Origin of the sequence: Ureibacillus sp. GCM10028918, from assembly GCF_042666115.1 — a bacterium.
GTDB lineage: Bacteria > Bacillota > Bacilli > Bacillales_A > Planococcaceae > Ureibacillus.
In genome coordinates, this window is the sequence record NZ_JBHTFK010000007.1 from 40,270 (window position 1) to 58,609 (window position 18,340).

Consider the following 18,340-nt stretch of genomic DNA (forward strand, 5'->3'; position numbering starts at 1 on the left):
TTTTGGGACGTTTTTATTTTGTAATGGAGTCTTATTAATCGCTTAATTTTCTAGCATTTTTTTGATAAATGGCGTACATATCATAAAATATGACATCATCTTACACATTTCTTCATACTATAGGTTTGGGGTGAGAAAATGGCGAGAGTAAAATTCCGAGATAAGGACGTCGATTTAATCGCAAGGATGATGAGGGCGGAAGCTGAAGGTGAAGGTAATCAAGGAATGCTTTACGTTGGAAATGTAATTGTGAATCGCCTTGCAGCGAATTGTTTAGACTTCAGAGATTTAAGATCAATTGAAGACGTCATTTATCAGGTGCAGGGTGGAAATTATTCTTTTGAAGCTGTTCAAAAGGGAAATTTGTTTTACAATCGAGCTCGGGCAAACGAACAGAAATTAGCGAGACAAGTTCTGAATTATTGGAGAGATCATCCAGGGAAATATGCCCTTTGGTATTTTAATCCGTACGCACCGTGCCCGCCAACATGGTACGACCAGCCTTTTGCTGGACAATTCAAAAATCACTGTTATTATGAACCAGCTGCTGGAACTTGTCCAGGGGTTTATTCCTAAGCTAACTATTTTTACTTTGATACATGGATTATAAATGGCACGAGTGAGAACTTCCTAGTTACCAGGGGTTCTCTTTTTTGTGTAATAAATTGTTAGAGAGAGAAGTTCTTATATTGATCAATTTATAAGGGGTATAGGTGCGATAAAAGTCACCTTAATTTTTTGCCTTTCAACAGAATAAATATTAAATTTTTGTCGAAAGCATCGACAGAAGGATATGAACAGCTTCAGCATCTAAGCAAACAAACAAAGGAAATTAATGAGAATGCAATTGTGATGACAAGGTTGGTTGAGGATTTGAATCCAACAATTTTGGATTTTGAAAACGTAGGTCAGCAAGTAGGGGAATTGTCTAGTATTGTTGAAAATATAGGAGATTCGATAGGCAGCTTGAAGAAGCCTCTACAACGTTAAAAGATTCCATTGATCGATTTTAAAGATAAAAAGTAGAGAGTCTCTATGAACAGGAGACTCTCGTTAGAATAAAGATTACTTATTGAACATATTAAATAATCCACCGATTCCGCCTTCGCCAGCATTTTGCCCGCCTCCGCCTTGAGAAACAGGGGCAGCAGCAAATACTTTGCTGGCTAAACGGCTGAATGGCAATGATTGAACCCAAACAGTTCCCGGCCCACGTAAAGAAGCAAGGAAAATCCCTTCTCCACCAAATAGAGCAGTTTTCACGCCGCCAACAGGCTGAATGTCATAATCAACATCTGAAGTCATGGCAACTAGACAGCCAGTATCTACAAGAATCTTTTGTCCTGGTTGCAGGCCAATTCTCTTGATTGCACCACTTGCATGAATAAAGGCCATACCGTCTCCTTCAAGTTTCTGCATGATGAATCCTTCACCACCGAAGAAACCAGCTCCGATTTTGCGCTGGAACTCAATACCGACAGATACACCTTTTGCTGCAGCTAAAAAGGCATCTTTTTGACAAATGATTTTGCCGTTATAAACACTTAAATCCATTGGAATAATTTTACCGGGATATGGAGATGCGAAATAAACATGCTTTTTTCCTTGACCCACATTTGTGAAGGTAGTCATAAATAAACTTTCTCCCGTAAGCAAACGTTTCCCGGCACCCATTAATTTACCCATAAGGCCACTGCCGCCGTTTTTCGAACCATCACCAAAAATCGTTTCCATTTTAATTGCTTCATCCATCATCATTAAGCTGCCTGCTTCAGCAACCACCGTTTCGTTCGGATCTAACTCTACTTCAACGTATTGCATATCGTCACCATACATTTTGTAATCTATTTCATGATTGTTCATCATTCATAACCTCCTACTGTTAATAATAAATATATACCATCTAAAGTTACGTTTTTCCTCTTTAAAAGTTTCATCTAATAAATTTTGTTTTGCATTAATAATCTATAAAGAGGTAAATGAAGGAAAATGTAGAATAAAGAACGGTATAACTGTATATTCGAGCTAGATAATAAGGAGGATGTTATGGAACTTCAAAACTTTATTGATGGTAAATGGACGTCTAATGATGAACTTCAAACAATTCCTGTGGTGAATCCTGCAAACAGTGAACAGCTTGCCTCTGTCCCGCTTTCAACAAAACAACAAGTTGAAGAAGCTGTAGCTGCTGCAAAAAAAGCCCAAAAGTCTTGGGCACTCACACCAGCACCAAAACGAGCGGATTATTTATATGAAATTGGACATAAATTGAAAGAAAAGAAGGAATACCTTGCTCAAATTTTAACAAAAGAAATGGGGAAGGTAATCGAAGAGGCACGTGGTGAAGTTCAAGAAGGTGTAGATATGGCATTTTATATGGCAGGTGAAGGTAGACGCTTATTTGGTGAAACGACACCTTCTGAGCTTGCGGACAAATTTGCTATGAGTGTTCGGGCACCAATTGGAGTCGTTGGGCTTATTACACCGTGGAATTTCCCAATTGCCATCGCGACGTGGAAATCCTTCCCGGCGCTTGTGGCAGGGAATACATTTATTTGGAAACCGGCGACGGAAACGCCAATGATGGCCTTTGAAATGGCTAAAATATTTGAAGAAGTAGGTTTACCTGCCGGGGTGGCCAATATAGTATTTGGAGCTGGTTCTACAGTAGGGACTGAATTAATCGAGCATCCTGATGTGAAAGTGATTTCCTTTACAGGTTCGACTGAAACGGGGAGTAAAATAGCTGAATTAGGTGGTAGACACCTGAAAAAAATCTCTCTAGAAATGGGCGGTAAAAATGCGGTCATTGTCATGGAGGATGCAGATTTACAATTGGCTGTAGAAGGCATTATTTGGAGTGCTTTTGGGACAGCTGGCCAACGTTGTACTGCTTGTAGCCGTGTTATTGTGCATAAAGATGTGAAAAACAAACTGGAACAAATGCTAGTTGAAGAGATTAGTAAGTTAACAATCGGAGATGGCCTTGATCCGACGATTAAAATAGGGCCTGTTATTAATGGAGCTGCCCTGGAAAAAATCAACCATTACGTTCAAGTTGGAAAACAGGAAGGCGCTACATTGCTAGTTGGCGGCAAATCCTTGACATCTCCGCCGTTTAACAAAGGCTTTTACTTTGAGCCAACCGTTTTTACAAATGTCAAAAATGATATGGACATTGCACAGGAAGAGATTTTTGGTCCGGTCCTAAGCATCATCGAGGTTGCTAGTTTAGAAGAGGCAATTGAAGTAAATAACAGTGTGAAATTTGGCTTGTCGAGTTCTATCTTCTCACAAGACGTTAATAAAATATTTAAGGCCCAAAGAGATCTAGATACGGGAATTGTATATGTCAATGCAGGAACAACTGGAGCGGAAATCCATTTACCTTTTGGAGGAACAAAGGGGACCGGGAATGGACACCGTGATTCAGGTCAAGCAGCTTTGGACGTCTATACAGAATGGAAAAGCATCTACGTAGACTATAGTGGGAAGCTTCAAAGAGCGCAAATTGACACTGAAAACTAATCAACAAAAGGGGGATGTGTGTTATGAAAGTTGTAGTTTTAGGCGCGGGCTTGATGGGGAAAGAGGTTGCGCGCGATTTAAATGCTAGTGAAAAAGTAGAAAAAGTGTATTTAGCGGATATAGATACAACAGCTGCCCAAAAATTTGTTGATTCACTTCAGTCAGATAAAATTGAAGTGGTTGCATTGAACGCTAAAAACGAAGAGGAACTGCGGACGGTTATGTCTAAAGGTGACGTTTGTGTCAATGCATTATTCTATGAATTTAATAAAATTGTTGCCAAAACAGCCATTGAAGTAGGTGTTCATTCCGTTGATTTAGGTGGGCATATTGGGGAAGTAACGGAATATTTGCTAACATTGCATGATGAAGCGAAGGCAAGGAACATTACATTAATCCCTGATTTAGGTGTGGCTCCAGGAATGATCAATATTTTAGCTGGATATGGTGTTTCGAAATTAGACTCAGTTGAATCCATTAAACTATATGTCGGTGGGATCCCAACGAATCCGGAACCGCCGCTCAATTATACATTGGTCTTCTCGCTTGATGGTGTATTTGACCATTATACGGAGCCAGCAAAAGTGATTCAGGGTGGAAAATTAACAGAAGTGCCATCTCTAGCTGGAGTTGAGCCTATCTATTTTGATCACTATGGTGTATTGGAGGCCTTTTATACATCAGGAGGTACTTCAACACTGATCAATACATTCCCAAATGTTAAAACATTGGAATATAAAACGATTCGTTATAAAGGGCATGCTGAACAGTTCAAGCTTCTTAGAGAATTAGGATTCTTGAGTAAAGAAAACACAGTCGAAGTGGATGGACAGCAAGTGTTAGTTCGAGATGTTGTACGAGAAGCTTTAAAGAAAAAGCTTGCTTTAGGGGATAAAGAAGATGCGGTATTATTACGTGTTATTGTCTCCGGTGAAAAATCAGGCGAGCAAGTAACCTACGAATACGAATTGAATATTAAACGGGATGCCGAAACAACGATGACGGCAATGGCACGTGCTACAGCTTGCACGATTGCAGCAGTTGCAATCATGGTCGGTAGTGGTGTTATACAAGAACGTGGCGTTTTCCCACCGGAATCCATTGTGCCGGGCGATGAATATATTGAAAAGATGGCAAGACGCGGAGTTATGATTAAGGAAACATCGCATCGTTCAACGATTGTAAAGTGGTAAAGGTTAAAAGCTCCCTTTTAAAGTGTGAAGAGTTTATTGCTCTTCACACTTTTTTTATTTTTTATTACAAATATTTGAAACGAAAATGAAGATTGAAAGTCTAATGGATTAAAGAGGCATATTAAAGGAGTGAGTTTATTGAAACGAAGGTTTTTTGCAGGAGGAATCCTATTAGTAACCCTAGCAATCGTCGCAAGTGTTGTTTTTTTCTTTTTTGGTCAAAAGCTCGAAGTGAGTAGTGCATCGACAGTCATGGTAAAGCAACCTTATCATGTTCATTTTTCAAAAGTAATTGGTGGGAACAGTATTGAAGATCAAGCGATTTATGTAACAAATGAAAATGGTGATCGAGTGAACGCGGTCATTACACTGCAAGAAAATCAAAAATCTCTTACAATTGAGAACTTAATGCCGGGTCAATATGTTTTGCATGTTGAGGAAACAGCATTTGAACAAAAATCAATTCATACAAAAAAACAAGTCATTGAATTTAAAGTCCTCGAGAAAATAGAGAAAGTTTCATCCGTTCAAGATTTACAAGATTACTTCCAGTCCATTTTAAATAGAGAAACAAAAAATGGAGAATTCACAACAGCTGTTGCTGAGGAAAGTTCAGATACGTCGAATTTAAGTGGTGCTTCTGATAAGGCGACTGCGGAAGCGGGATCAGGTCCGTCTTATTCTTCAACAAATAACCAAGTTGAAGAGATTGAAGAAGGGGATACGGTCGTTACAGACGGTAAATTCATTTATTCCATTATTGATAATCAGGTTGTGATCACGGATGTAACTAAGCCGCAATTAAAGGTCGCAAGCAAGATTACATTAGACTCTAATAGCTACCCAATGCAGTTGATGATTCATAACGATATGCTCATTGTCATTATGGATCAATATATCGAGACGAAAAAAGATGGGTATGTAAACGGAATTAGTATGACGAAAGCTGCCTTTTACAATGTCAAGGATGCGACAAATCCGCAGTTGATTAGGGAAATTGGGCAGGATGGCTACATGAATGGCATCCGTAAATACGAAAATACACTTTATATTGTTACAAATAAAACACCAAACTATTGGTTATTATCAGAGCAGGAGAATGTTGAGCTTCGACCATATACCTATGATAGTGAAGAAAGCGAAGAGCTGAAGCCGATGGAAATTGACAAATTGACAATTCTACCTGGCTCAAGTGAACCGAATTATACGATTATTTCTGCTATCAACTTAGCGAATTTCAAAAACGAAAAGGTTGAAACGAAAGGTTTCTTGGGAGGAAGCTCTGCTCTTTATATGTCAAAGGATGCCTTATATTTAACAGCGGTAAATTACTTGCCTGCAACTTTTGAAGGGAACGGTACATCAAAAATCGCGGCAGATGTGGCAATTATGCCAGTTGGGGCAGGGAATACGGATATTTTTAAATACTCCATTGATGGGACAAATGTTGAATTTAAAGCATCTACGTCGATTACGGGAACGATTTTAAACCAATTTTCAATGGATGAACATGAAGGTTATTTACGTGTGGCAACTACAGAGGGAAACCTTTTTGGAAACCCCGAAGAAACATCTAAAAACCACTTATTCATCTATAACGAGAATTTAGAGAAAGTAGGAGAGGTAACAGATCTGGCGAAGGGCGAGAAAATTTATTCTGCTCGATTTATGGGCGATAAAGCCTATATTGTAACCTTTAAGCAGGTAGATCCTCTATTTGTGATTGACCTTGAGAATCCGGAACAGCCAGAAGTGTTGGGAGAATTGAAGATTCCAGGCTTCAGTAATTACCTCCATCCATTAGATGAGAATCATTTAATCGGCATCGGGTATGATACGGAGAATCGGGTTGATAGTGTTTCGAAAGAGCCATTTACAACAACTGCAGGAATGAAGATTTCCTTATTCGATATTACAGACTATGCAAATCCAAAAGAACAGGATTCCGTTGTAATTGGTGGGCGTGGTACTTATTCGGAGGTAGAATATAACCATAAGGCATTGTTTAGAAATGAACAGTATAGCTATTATGGATTCCCTGTAAGCATATATGAGGGGAAAGGTGAGTATGAGGTCGAGTATAAAGGGACCGGTGCACTTGTATACGAAATCACGGCTGAAAAAGGAATAAAATTAAAAGGTGATTTAGTAAAACCTTCAAAAGAAGGCGAAGAATATGAAGATTGGGAATCGGTCATTTTGCGGTTGATGTATATTGATGATACGCTTTACACAATTTCAAGAGAAGATGTAAAAAGCTATGATTTGCAAACTTTCAAGGAAATGAGTAGTGTGCAATTTAAATAATGGAAATGGCGATGAAAAGTTTAATCCTTTTCATCGCCAATTTTAATTTATCTATTTTTGAGAGTTTAAGATTTCACTTACAGTTACACATTCATAGCCTTGCTTTTGCAGGTAGTTTAAGACGCTCTCTAAACCGTCTGCGGTCGATTGATGAATATCATGCATTAAAATGATATCGTTATTACTAATCGTTTTCTGAATCATTGGCAGTAGTTTAGTAGAATCTTGATACTTCCAATCCAACGTATCAATTGTCCACAACACAACCGGTAATTTCATTAAATCCGTCACCTGTTTATTCTTTGCTCCATAAGGTGGCCGGAAAACAGTAGGATATTGGCCGGTTACTTTATGGATGATACTATTCGTGGTTTTAACTTCCGATTGTATACTTTCTGATGTTAGTTTTGTTAACTTAGCATGGTTCCATGTATGGTTGCCGAGCTCATGTCCTCTAGCAAGAACGTCCTTCGCAACAGATGGATTTACTTTTACTTGTTGACCGACCATGAAAAACGTTGCCTTCGCATCATATTTTTCCAATATTTCCAAAATTTCGTTTGTAATGGTTTTATGCGGTCCATCATCAAAAGTTAAAGCAACTCGTTTGGTTGGTTTTTCCTTATGGCTAGGAGTAAGGATAGTGATTTCACTTTTTGTCTTAGTTTGAAATTCTGGTGCTAAAATCGGATTAATAAACGTCAGCGGAATAGAAATTGAAGGGGAACCGATCGTTTTATTCGAAAACTCGCCTTTATTATAATAAAGAACGAATGAATCATTTTCGATAGCGAAACGATTGTAGCGCTCCCAATAAGGATATGAAGCTTGATTCCATTTTGATAGACTTATATTTTCTTTGTAGCCCTTTTTTTCCAACATTTTTTGACGGACGTATTTTGAAAGCTTTTCAAGATTAGCAACATCTTGATTGAATAAATACCATGGAATTATTTTATATCCCGTTTTATCATTAAAGAAAATTGTGAAGAAGGTTTCGTCGGTATTTTTTCCATCTAAGGTTTGTTGTTTCGTAAAGATAATAGAAAAGTAGGTTTGTTTGTATTTACTAATCTTTACTTGAATTTTTAGATTACTTTTTGCGAGAGGGTTTCCCTTTTTCTTTTGCTGAACTGCTGTTAAGTATTGTTGTTTTGTCGTTTCTATGTATTGTGTAATTTCTTTATTTATCTTTTCGTGCTTAGTTGTTGGGATAGTGATGGAATAAGGAATGGCTGGATCATTGGAAGTGTCTTTAAAAAGCCTGATCCCTTCGAAATCAGAAGGAATTTCAATTGCTGAATCAATTGTTCCTGCTTTCTCCTCTTTCTCTTCTTTGGGTACTGTGTGTTCCGTTGGTTCTGAATGACTGCTGGCAGAAACGGTTGTAGCCTGATATTTTGAATCGCCACTAATGAAATTAAACAACCCAATCAGCACTGTTAACATGAAAATGGAACTAAGCAATAAAACATCTAACCAAGGTTGACGTTTCATGTTACTACTCCCTTCTATTCAAGATTGGTTGACAAAAATACCTTATTTCTTTAAAAATAAGCAAAATATGTATTGAGTTATGTGAATCTGTTCGATAATATGAGCATGGAGAAAAAAGGAGTGACGAGATATAGATGAACACAGAACAACAATATGAATTAGCGCTCGATTGCTTGTTATTAGCTGGCAAGATGATGATGGAAAACGGTGCTGAAACTTATCGGGTCGAAGATACAATGCTCCGTATGGCTCGCTCGCAAAATATTGAAGATGCGCAAAGCTATGTCACTCCCACAGGAATAATTCTATCTTTAGGAAAAAGACAGGTAACCAAAATCACTTCGATTACAACGAGGATTACAGATTTACATAAGATAGCGAAAGTGAATAACGTTTCTCGAAAGCTTTCAGTTCAAATGATAACATTAGAAGAAGCTTATGACGAGTTAAGATTGATACAAAAAACAAATTATTTTCTGCCGGTTCACCTGCAGGCGTTGGCTGCCTCTGTTGCTAGTAGTTGTTTTTTAGTTTTATTCAATGGTTATTGGTCGGATATGCCTGCTGCCTTTGTCGCAGGGGGAATAGGCTTTTTAGTTATGCTGATTATTCAAGAAATGACAAGGGTAAAATTTTTCTCGGAATTTTTCGCGGCATTAGTTGTAGGACTCCTTGCTTCCCTTGCGGTTCATTTTGATCTAGGAACCGAAATGGATAAAATTATTGTTGGAGCAGTGATGCCCCTCGTTCCGGGGTTATTAATCACGAATGCAGTTCGAGATTTAATGGCTGGCCACTTTACAGCGGGTATTGCAAAAGGAACTGAAGCATTTCTAACCGCGTTTGCAATTGGTTCTGGTATTGCGGTCATTGTTGCTTTTTAAGGAGAGTGGATATGGAGTTAATCATACAATTAATCTTTAGTTTTATATTTACAGCTTGCTTCGGTGTCATTTTTAACGCACCTACAAAAGCGATTCCCTATTGCGGATTCGTAGGGGCAATTGGCTGGATTATCTATTATGTACTCATACAAAACAATGTAACGGAAGTTCAAGCTTCCTTTATCGGGGCTTTTGTAGTGGCGATCGTGGCACAAGTTTTTGCCCGCCGTTTTAAAATGCCGATGATTATTTTTAATGTATCGGGAATTATTCCTCTCGTTCCAGGTGGTATTGCTTATAATACTATGCGTAATATTGTAGAACTAGACTATAATATGGGAATCCAAAATGGTATGAGAGCCTTTATGATTTCAGGTGCCATCGCAATGGGACTTGTCTTTGCGGAAGTAATTATTCAATTAATGATGAGAATGTTTAAAACAGGTCGAACTTCCATGCAATCATTTGCCCGTGCGAAGCGGAGGCAAAAATAGGGTAGGAAAAATTATAATAAAAAATTTATACTTAAAAATTGATTGGGCGACTACAGGCTCGAGGCGTACCCGTGGATAAGCGTCTTATATTACGTAAATCAATTTAACATAAGAAAAAAATAGAAAAGGCTACTCTTTAACGAGCAGCCTTTTATATATGTTCACTTAATTAACTGAACTAATCATAAGTCTTGTGATTACATCTTCGGCAACCGGTTTACTAATCAGGTAACCTTGGATAGCGTCGCAGCCATACTCTTGTAGAAGCTTTTGTTGTTCTATCGTTTCTACACCTTCTGCTAGAACATTTAAGTTCATAGACTTGCCGAATTGAACCATTCCGTGTATCAAACGTTGAGCTTTTTCAGATTGAAGTAGTGAATGGATAAACGTTTGATCAATTTTTAAAGTTTCAATTGGCAATAGCTGCATGTATCGGAAGGATGCATAGCCTGTACCAAAATCATCAAGGATAAAGACGATTCCTTCTTCTTCGAGTTGACGCATTTGTTTAATAATCGAAGTTTCAGCTTCTGCCTCTAAAGCAAATTTCTCGGTGATTTCAATTTGTATCAATTTAGCAGGGCACTGTGTATTTTCCAAAGTCGATAAAATCGATTTTGCCATGTTCTTATCACGGAATTCACGAACGGATAGGTTAATCGTAACTTTTAAATCAAGTCCTGCTTTATGCCATTTGACAGCTTGCTTACATGCCTCTTCAATCACAAATGATCCGATATTATTGATTAATCCTGTTTCCTCGGCAATTGGAATTAGTTCTTCCGGTTTTACGACACCGATTTGATCGTCTTCCCACCGGACAAGTGCTTCAACGGCCAAAATTTTACCCGTGTGAATATCAACTTGCGGTTGATAAAATACTTTTAAATTTTGTTGATCCAGTGCAAGCAATAAACGTTTTTCAATAATAGATTTACGATTAATGGCTTTATGTATTGCATTGGATAATGAAACAATATTATCTCCACCTGCTTCACGAACATTGGCAATCGTTGCAAGAGATGCCTTCATTAAATGTGGGAAAGTCGATTGATCTTGTGGAGAGCGAGTAATGCCGCCGCTAATTGAAATAGGTACGGCCACATTTCCAGTATAAATTGGATTTTGTTTTAAATACGTTAAAAAACCTTGAGTAAACCATTCACCAAGGGGTGTAATGACAACGAATTCATGTTCGTTGATTCTCGCCATTTCACTGTCTTGGAAATAAATCTTCATACGTTTTGTAAATTCGGTGATTAAGTTATCTTCCACCTTACTGTTGTCTAGTTCTTTAATTGTATAAAATTTATCGATGCTAAGATAAACGAAAGAAAAGTGACGTTTTTCCTCAATCATCTCATTAACAATCTGTTCTAAACGGTGTGAGTTCATTAATCCGGTTTCGGGATCAATGTAAGCAATTTTCTCAAGTTGTTGTTTCATTTTTCTTTCATTGGTAATATCTTTTTCAAACAAAACGAATTCATAGTTTTTGGTAGTTGGCGAGTAGGTAGGAATCGCGGTTAAAAATACCCAATAAGAAAAACCGTCCTTCGTAATTTTCTCTACTTCACCTTCCCAAATTTGACCTGAATTAATTGTTTTCCAAATGGAATCAGTTACTTTCAAACTGCCTTCATTATCCGGAAACAGCTGCCAAAATGTCTTTCCTAATACACGTTTTGGCGTCCAATGACTGATCGATAAAAAGTTGGGATTACAATTTACAATGAGACCCTCTGCATCTACGGTTACGACCATATATGAAGAGTACAATCCATTGATTAGGTCTTTTAGTTCTTGCATGGAGTCATCCATGCGAGTGTAGGACTCATCAAGAATACAAGTTACTAATATGGAAGGTTCATTATTATAAGTGACATGCGATGTGTAAATAGTTGAATCGATTAATGCATCCCCTTTTGTTAAAAGTCGAACATTATCAAAACGCAGTGAATCTTTTCCTAGAAATATATCTTGATATGCTTCTGCAGATAGAGAAGATAGTAAACCAGTTTTGATGGCAGCGGATGTACTCGAAAAGTCGTCCTTCTCATAACCAAAATAACTTTTGCTTAAATCGTTCCAAATAAGTACCTCGCTATTTCGATTCATTACAAAAGAAGGAAAGGGGGACAAATTCACCATTTTCTCATCGATCACCATGTTCACGTTCTCTTGGCTCATTCGGTTCTCACTCCTAAATAGTCGTAAATTCATACTATATATTATAAATATTTTATGGCAAATAGTCACTATTAAAATAAAGGGAAGTTTCCATTTAAAATACATGAGGGTAAAAAGTAATATAAAATTATAAAAGATCTGACGTTAACATTGTTTTTAGATAAGAGGGACAATTTTGCTAGGGTACAATGGATACCAGCCTGGAGATAGCCGGTGCTGAGGACTAATTTCTCGATTCTTAATCATCTTAAGTGCCTTCGTTTTTTACGAGGGGGTAATACTTACGACTTTAGAAGGTTGGCAATTATTAGGGTATGCATTATGCTTATATATATTACGGTTTGCGAAATTGTTCCTGGTGGAATATGGGGTAGGGGTGTATGTTTTGAAAACTGTTTTTTCTTATGTACTGCCATATAAATGGCCAGTATTAATTGCATTATGTTTAATGTTTACTGAGTTAGTCGTCGAACTTATCCAACCTTTAATCATTGCAAAAATCATTGATGACGGTATTGTTGCAAAGGATATAGGGACAATCGGCAATTGGGGAATTATACTGCTCGTTTTAGCCTTTGCGGCCTTTGCAAGTGGTGTTATTAATTCCTATTTTTCATCTCACGTAGCACAAAGCTTTGCATTTGATTTGCGAAATGCTTTGTTCAGCAAAATTCAATCCTTTACCATGGCAACTTATTTACGTTTCCCTACATCTGGTTTGATAACTAGGTTAACAAGTGATGTGCAGCAGGTACAGTCCGTTTTGTTTATGAGTTTAAGGATTATGCTTCGAGCTCCATTATCTGCTCTCGGGAGCTTGATTATGGCGTTTGTTGTTAATCCCAAAATGGCGATGTTTTTATTAATAGGGACTCCGATTTTAGTTGTCTTCTTAGTGATTATTGTGAAGAAGGGTGTTCATTTATTTAGTGAGGTTCAAAGTAGGCTCGATCGTGTAAATCGTGTTCTCCAGGAAAACTTGCAAGCCATTCGTTTAGTAAAAGCCTATATGCGCGGCAAGCATGAACAAATTCGTTTTCAGAAGGTTTCGAGCAATTTGCAACTTGATACGGTGAAGGCCCTTCGAATCATGGAGCTTATCCAGCCGGTGCTATTGTTTGTTATGAATATTAGCTTATTAGCGGCTTTATGGTTTGGTTCGATGGATGTTCGAAATGGTGATGCCCAAGTTGGGGAGCTAGTAGCGGTTGTCAACTATGCTTTAAGAATAACAGGTTCTTTCTCAATGTTCGCTTTTATCATTATTGCCCTATCACGTGCAAAAGCCTCTTCTGAACGAATGGAGGAAATTCTGCAAATTGAAAAGGGGACTGAGACATATTCTTCTACTTCTCGTCCGTTTGGTTTAAATTCTATTAGTAATGAAATGATTCGTTTTGAAAGTGTTACATTCCAATATCCAAATACGAAAAAGGCTGTCCTTCAAAATCTCTCATTCTCTGTTGCGCCGGGTGAAAAGCTGGCGATAATGGGCGCAACCGGAGCAGGCAAGTCTACTCTCCTTAACTTGCTGCCGAGATTTTATGATCCGACTAACGGGGCAATCTACGTAAACGGTCGAAATATTCAGGACTGGCCACTTGAAGAACTAAGAGCAATTATTGGCTACGTACCTCAAAGCTCCATGTTATTTACAGGTTCTATTTATGAGAATGTAAGTTGGGGTAAACAGGGGGGATCAATGGATGAGGTCATGCTAGCCACAACCAATGCACAAATTCATCAAACGGTTGAAAACTTCCCGAGCCGATATGAAACAAGAGTTGGGCAAAAAGGGGTTAATCTTTCCGGCGGGCAAAAGCAACGCCTGTCTATAGCGCGTGCTTTAATAAGAAATTCTTCCATCCTAATCCTGGATGACAGTACAAGTGCGTTGGATGTCAAAACAGAGACTGCCTTCTGGGATGCAATAGAAGGAGAAAAAGCGACTATGCTAGTGGTAACCCAAAAGATTCGAACGGCAAAAGGAGCAGATCGAATTCTATTATTAGATGATGGGCGGGCGGTTGGCTACGGTACACATGAAGAACTTCTCGGTACAAACGCTCGTTATAAACAAATTGTCATGTCACAACAAGAGCAAGAAGGTGAAGCGTGATGAAAATCGTAAGAAAACCGTTTGGCTACGAACCGATTTTAACGAAGGAAGATATAAAAGGTCCTGTCATCAAAAAGAAGAAAGGGCCAAGAGCGAATAACTGGAAAAATACATTATTGCGCATATGGAGAATTGTGGATGAGAGAAGAGCGTTATTAATTGCCGTCTTACTTTTGGTTGTTGTAAGTTCAGCGATGGCTCTTCTAGGGCCATATCTCATTGGTTATATGATCGATGAATATGTGCTGAAGCAGCAATTTGATGGGATGCTCCCAATGATTATTGGGTTAGTGTTCATTTATATTGTATTGGCTTTCTCTCTCTTTTTCCAAAACTTTTGGATGATTGGAATAGCACAAGAGACAATCTATCGAATGCGTACAGGGGTGTTCCATCATTTATTGCACCTACCCGTGACCTATTTCGATAAGCGGCAGCATGGGGAATTGATGAGTAGAGCAACGAATGATATTGAAACAGTTAGTGCCACTTTAAACACGTCATTTATTCAAGTATTCTCAAGTATATTGACGTTAACTGGTACGGTTATTGTAATGCTTACCTTAAGCCCGCTGTTAACATTGTTGACGATGCTGATTATTCCTTTAATGTTTATAGCAACTCGCTGGATTACTAAAAGGACAGGGAAGCTGTTCAAGGAACAACAAGCTGCAATTGGTGCATTAAATGGAATGATTGAAGAAACCATTTCCGGTCAAAGGGTTGTGAAGGCTTTTTCTCAGGAAGAGCGAGTGAAGGACGAATTTCGCGAAAAGAGTGCAAGATATAGAAGAACTGGATTTTGGGCACTCACTTACTCGGGTTTTATCCCAAAAGTAATGAATCTTTTAAACAATATTAGCTTTGCCATTATCGCAGGAGTTGGTGGGATACTGGCTTATAACGGCTTTGTTTCAATAGGGACAATCGTTATTTTCACGGAATACTCACGTCAATTTACACGACCTTTAAATGACTTGGCTAACCAGATGAATACGGTTTTATCAGCGATTGCTGGGGCAGAGCGAGTTTTTTCCATAATGGACGAAAAGATGGAAGAAGACACTGGAAAAATGGATGAAGACCATCAGCTTTTAGGCGAAGTTGAATTCCGTGATGTTTCGTTTAAATACGAATTAGTTGAAGATGCCTATACATTGCAAAATGTAAGCTTTCATGTAAAGCCAGGTCAAACCGCTGCACTAATAGGGGCAACAGGCGCCGGAAAAACAACCATTATGCAATTGATTTCTAGATTTTATGATGTGGATAACGGAGAAGTGTTGTTTGATGGTGTGAATGTGAAGGACATCAAGAGACAAACGTTAAGAAGTCAAATGGCATTCGTTTTGCAGGATTCGTTTCTTTTTGAAGCAAGTGTCTATGAAAATATTCGTTATGGTCGGCTGGATGCCACAAATGAAGAGGTAGTGGAAGCCTGCAAAAAAGCAAACGCACATGAGTTTATTATGAAACTTCCAAATGGGTACGAAACGATTCTAACGGCAGATGGAAGTGAAATTTCACAAGGGCAAAAGCAACTTCTCTCCATTGCCAGAGCTTTTGCAGCAGATCCGGTGATTTTATTGTTAGATGAAGCGACGAGTAGCATTGATACGGTGACTGAGTTAAAAATCCAACAAGCTCTAGAAGAACTGATGAGGGGAAGAACTAGCTTTGTCATCGCCCATCGTCTAAATACGATCCGTACTGCAGATGTCGTATTTGTCATGCAGCAAGGGCAAGTAATGGAGTCAGGAACACAGAAGGAATTAATGGAGCACAATGGCATTTATGCTAATATGCTTAGTCAATCTGGTATTAAATGATTCTACTAGGGAATTACATGTAATTCCCCAAAGGACCTTGCGACTGCATGAGTGTTCATCTAAAATGAAAATCATAAGCTTAAGAATCGGAGAGTTTTATAAATGAATCTTTCAATTATTACGCAGTCGTTTCCAATTGATCCGGAAACTTTTAATGAAATAAAGACTTTATGTGAATCTGCATTAGTAGTAGATCAATATAATTACAGTTCTGTTTTAAATTTGCTGGATTCTACTAGGCATGATGTAAAAGGGTTTTTTGTTCTTGCCTATGATGATGAACAAGGTGAGTTAGTTGGTGTTGCGAGTGCCGTTGACCAAATGGGATTAAATACGTATGAATGGGCTATCTTGGTATCACCAATGTACCGTGATATAGGATTGGATGAAGCAATACTAAAGGTAATTGGTGATGGTTTGCATCAACGAGGTGCTGAGGGAGAATTAGCCTTAGTGATCGAAAAAGATGTTCCCCGCCGTAAATTTGTCGAAAAGTATGGGTATTCCTATAGTTTTTCTGAAGCAACCTTTGAAGCAACGCCGCAAACGTTAGAATCAGTAGGATCAGTTCATATTCGTCCGTATTTAGAGGCAACGGATCAGGATGCCTTAATTGAAATCTTTAGTACTGCCTTTGGTGATTTGCGTGAAGAATCCATTGAGCTAATTCACTACAATACCATGTCGGAAGGCAGGATATTGTGGATTGCCGAATTGGAAGGAGAAATCGTCGGTACAGTTACTTCTTCAAAGGAAGGAAATGCTCAAATGATTTCTGCTTTAGCCGTTCATCCGGATAAACAAGGGCAAGGTATCGGTACGGCATTGCTAAGATGGGTAAAGGATTTTGCTTTGCGCAATGGCAGTACGAATGTCATGCTGGATGTCGAAATTGAAAATGAACGTGCACTGGCGGTTTATGAGAAAGCAGGATTTATTAAATCTATGCAAGTAGATTACTTCGTTTACACAGGTGAGTAAAGAGGGGATGCCCACAAATCAAGTTGTGATTTGTGGGTGTTTTTTGTTGGGGAGTTGACGGAAGTTTTCGGTAGAGTGTCCGGTAAATAAGGAAAAGTGTCCGGCAAAACTACAAAAGTGTCCGATAAACCAATAAAAGTGTCCGGTAAAATCCACCTCGAAGGTTCTGTGAAGAAGCCGTCATTGAGCATTCGTGTGAATTTGATATAATGAAGGAATGTGAAAAACTATATACGAAAGGTTAGTTGAATAGATTCATGGAAAATGAAAAAAATATGAGTCCCGCCAAACTAATGTGGAAAATGACTCGACCACATACATTAACGGCGACGTTTGCTCCGGTTATTTTAGGAACGGTGATCGCTTTATTTGATACTAAAATCAATTGGCTTTTATTTACTGCAATGATGGTCGCTTGTTTAGCTCTTCAAATCGCAACAAACTTATTTAATGAGTATTATGATTTCAAGCGCGGGCTAGATACTGCTGAATCGGTGGGAATTGGTGGAGGAATCGTACGCCACGGGTTAAAGCCGAAAAATGTATTAACAGTAGCAATCCTGCTATATATCTTGGCAGCTTTCATTGGTGTATATATATGCGCGAGCAGTAGCTGGTGGTTAGTGGTAATTGGATTATTCGGTATGGCTGTAGGTTACTTTTATACAGGAGGTCCTTTCCCGATCGCGTATACACCATTTGGGGAATTATTTGCTGGTGCATTAATGGGGACGGGCTTTGTATTAATTGCTTACTTCATTCAAACTGGCGATTTAACACTCCCTTCCGTCTTAATATCGATTCCAGTAGGGATTCTTGTTGGTGGCATCAATATGGCGAATAATATCCGTGATATTGAAGAAGATACAAAGGGTGGAAGAAAAACATTAGCGATTCTTCTTGGGAGAGATGGAGCTGTTCTTTCTTTAACAATTGCCTTTGTCATCTCATATATTTGGATACTTGTTCTGGTTTTCATGGGTACAGTAAGTCCTTGGGCACTAGTTGTATTACTAAGTGTAAAAAAACCGATTTCGGCGATTCAAGGATTTAAAAAAGGGGAAAAAGAACCTCAATTTATGCGAATTGCCATGAAATCCACAGCAATCACTAATACACTTTTCTCATTCTTATTATCAATCGGATTATTAATAAGTTACCTGTTTTAATTTGAACGTCTCTCTACAAATCGTAGAGGGCGTTTTTTTCGTATAGAAAATAGGAAAAGTAAACAATAATAAGACGGATTAATCAATTGATTGATTTTATCTCGAATTCGAGATAAAATGAGTGTATGAAAAATAGCTCGGTACAA

At 38.3% G+C, this 18,340-nt stretch carries 14 protein-coding genes; 11 read left to right on the forward strand and 3 right to left on the reverse strand.

The window, feature by feature from the left end:
• Positions 1–138: 138 nt before the first annotated feature.
• The gene (locus ACFQU5_RS09340; RefSeq protein ID WP_390287040.1) at positions 139–576 is read left to right on the forward strand and encodes a cell wall hydrolase; all 438 of its coding nucleotides are present in this window, start codon (positions 139–141) and stop codon (positions 574–576) included.
• A gap of 192 nt (positions 577–768) precedes the next feature.
• Complete coding sequence (locus tag ACFQU5_RS09345; protein ID WP_390287042.1) at positions 769–990, forward strand: hypothetical protein; 222 nt, start codon at positions 769–771, stop codon at positions 988–990.
• Positions 991–1,065: 75 nt separating this feature from the next.
• Here ACFQU5_RS09345 and ACFQU5_RS09350 read toward each other — a convergent pair whose 3' ends face one another.
• Positions 1,066–1,863: a TIGR00266 family protein gene (locus tag ACFQU5_RS09350; RefSeq protein WP_390287924.1), complete on the reverse strand. Its 798-nt coding sequence runs from the start codon at positions 1,861–1,863 to the stop codon at positions 1,066–1,068.
• A gap of 183 nt (positions 1,864–2,046) precedes the next feature.
• Between ACFQU5_RS09350 and ACFQU5_RS09355 the strand changes: the two genes are divergently transcribed.
• The 3 genes from ACFQU5_RS09355 (at position 2,047) to ACFQU5_RS09365 (ending at position 7,028) form a co-directional block, all read left to right on the forward strand.
• Complete coding sequence (locus ACFQU5_RS09355) at positions 2,047–3,528, forward strand: aldehyde dehydrogenase family protein (RefSeq protein ID WP_390287044.1); 1,482 nt, start codon at positions 2,047–2,049, stop codon at positions 3,526–3,528.
• A 23-nt stretch (positions 3,529–3,551) separates the two neighbouring features.
• The gene (locus tag ACFQU5_RS09360; RefSeq protein ID WP_390287046.1) at positions 3,552–4,721 is read left to right on the forward strand and encodes a saccharopine dehydrogenase family protein; all 1,170 of its coding nucleotides are present in this window, start codon (positions 3,552–3,554) and stop codon (positions 4,719–4,721) included.
• Positions 4,722–4,859: 138 nt separating this feature from the next.
• Positions 4,860–7,028: a beta-propeller domain-containing protein gene (locus ACFQU5_RS09365; protein WP_390287048.1), complete on the forward strand. Its 2,169-nt coding sequence runs from the start codon at positions 4,860–4,862 to the stop codon at positions 7,026–7,028.
• 51 nt (positions 7,029–7,079) lie between these two features.
• Here ACFQU5_RS09365 and ACFQU5_RS09370 read toward each other — a convergent pair whose 3' ends face one another.
• Positions 7,080–8,525, reverse strand: a complete 1,446-nt coding sequence (locus ACFQU5_RS09370; RefSeq protein ID WP_390287050.1) for a polysaccharide deacetylase family protein — start codon at positions 8,523–8,525, stop codon at positions 7,080–7,082.
• A gap of 134 nt (positions 8,526–8,659) precedes the next feature.
• Between ACFQU5_RS09370 and ACFQU5_RS09375 the strand changes: the two genes are divergently transcribed.
• Positions 8,660–9,409, forward strand: a complete 750-nt coding sequence (locus tag ACFQU5_RS09375) for a threonine/serine exporter family protein (protein ID WP_390287051.1) — start codon at positions 8,660–8,662, stop codon at positions 9,407–9,409.
• 11 nt (positions 9,410–9,420) lie between these two features.
• Positions 9,421–9,903, forward strand: coding sequence for a threonine/serine exporter family protein (locus tag ACFQU5_RS09380; RefSeq protein WP_390287053.1), 483 nt, complete (start codon positions 9,421–9,423; stop codon positions 9,901–9,903).
• Between the two features lie 165 nt (positions 9,904–10,068).
• Here ACFQU5_RS09380 and ACFQU5_RS09385 read toward each other — a convergent pair whose 3' ends face one another.
• Positions 10,069–12,096 carry a sensor domain-containing protein gene (locus tag ACFQU5_RS09385; protein ID WP_390287055.1) on the reverse strand — a complete coding sequence of 676 codons (2,028 nt, stop codon included), beginning with the start codon at positions 12,094–12,096 and terminating at the stop codon, positions 10,069–10,071.
• Positions 12,097–12,481: 385 nt separating this feature from the next.
• Between ACFQU5_RS09385 and ACFQU5_RS09390 the strand changes: the two genes are divergently transcribed.
• The 4 genes from ACFQU5_RS09390 (at position 12,482) to ACFQU5_RS09405 (ending at position 18,194) form a co-directional block, all read left to right on the forward strand.
• Positions 12,482–14,215, forward strand: a complete 1,734-nt coding sequence (locus ACFQU5_RS09390) for an ABC transporter ATP-binding protein (RefSeq protein ID WP_390287057.1) — start codon at positions 12,482–12,484, stop codon at positions 14,213–14,215.
• Positions 14,215–16,044, forward strand: coding sequence for an ABC transporter ATP-binding protein (locus ACFQU5_RS09395; protein WP_390287926.1), 1,830 nt, complete (start codon positions 14,215–14,217; stop codon positions 16,042–16,044). Before ACFQU5_RS09390 ends, ACFQU5_RS09395 begins: the two co-directional genes overlap by 1 nt.
• Before the next feature lie 102 nt (positions 16,045–16,146).
• Entirely contained in the window at positions 16,147–17,025 is an 879-nt protein-coding gene (locus ACFQU5_RS09400) for a GNAT family N-acetyltransferase (RefSeq protein ID WP_390287060.1), read from the forward strand.
• A 257-nt stretch (positions 17,026–17,282) separates the two neighbouring features.
• A complete protein-coding gene (locus ACFQU5_RS09405; RefSeq protein ID WP_390287062.1) occupies positions 17,283–18,194 on the forward strand; it encodes a 1,4-dihydroxy-2-naphthoate polyprenyltransferase in 912 nt (303 codons plus the stop codon).
• Positions 18,195–18,340 lie beyond the last annotated feature (146 nt).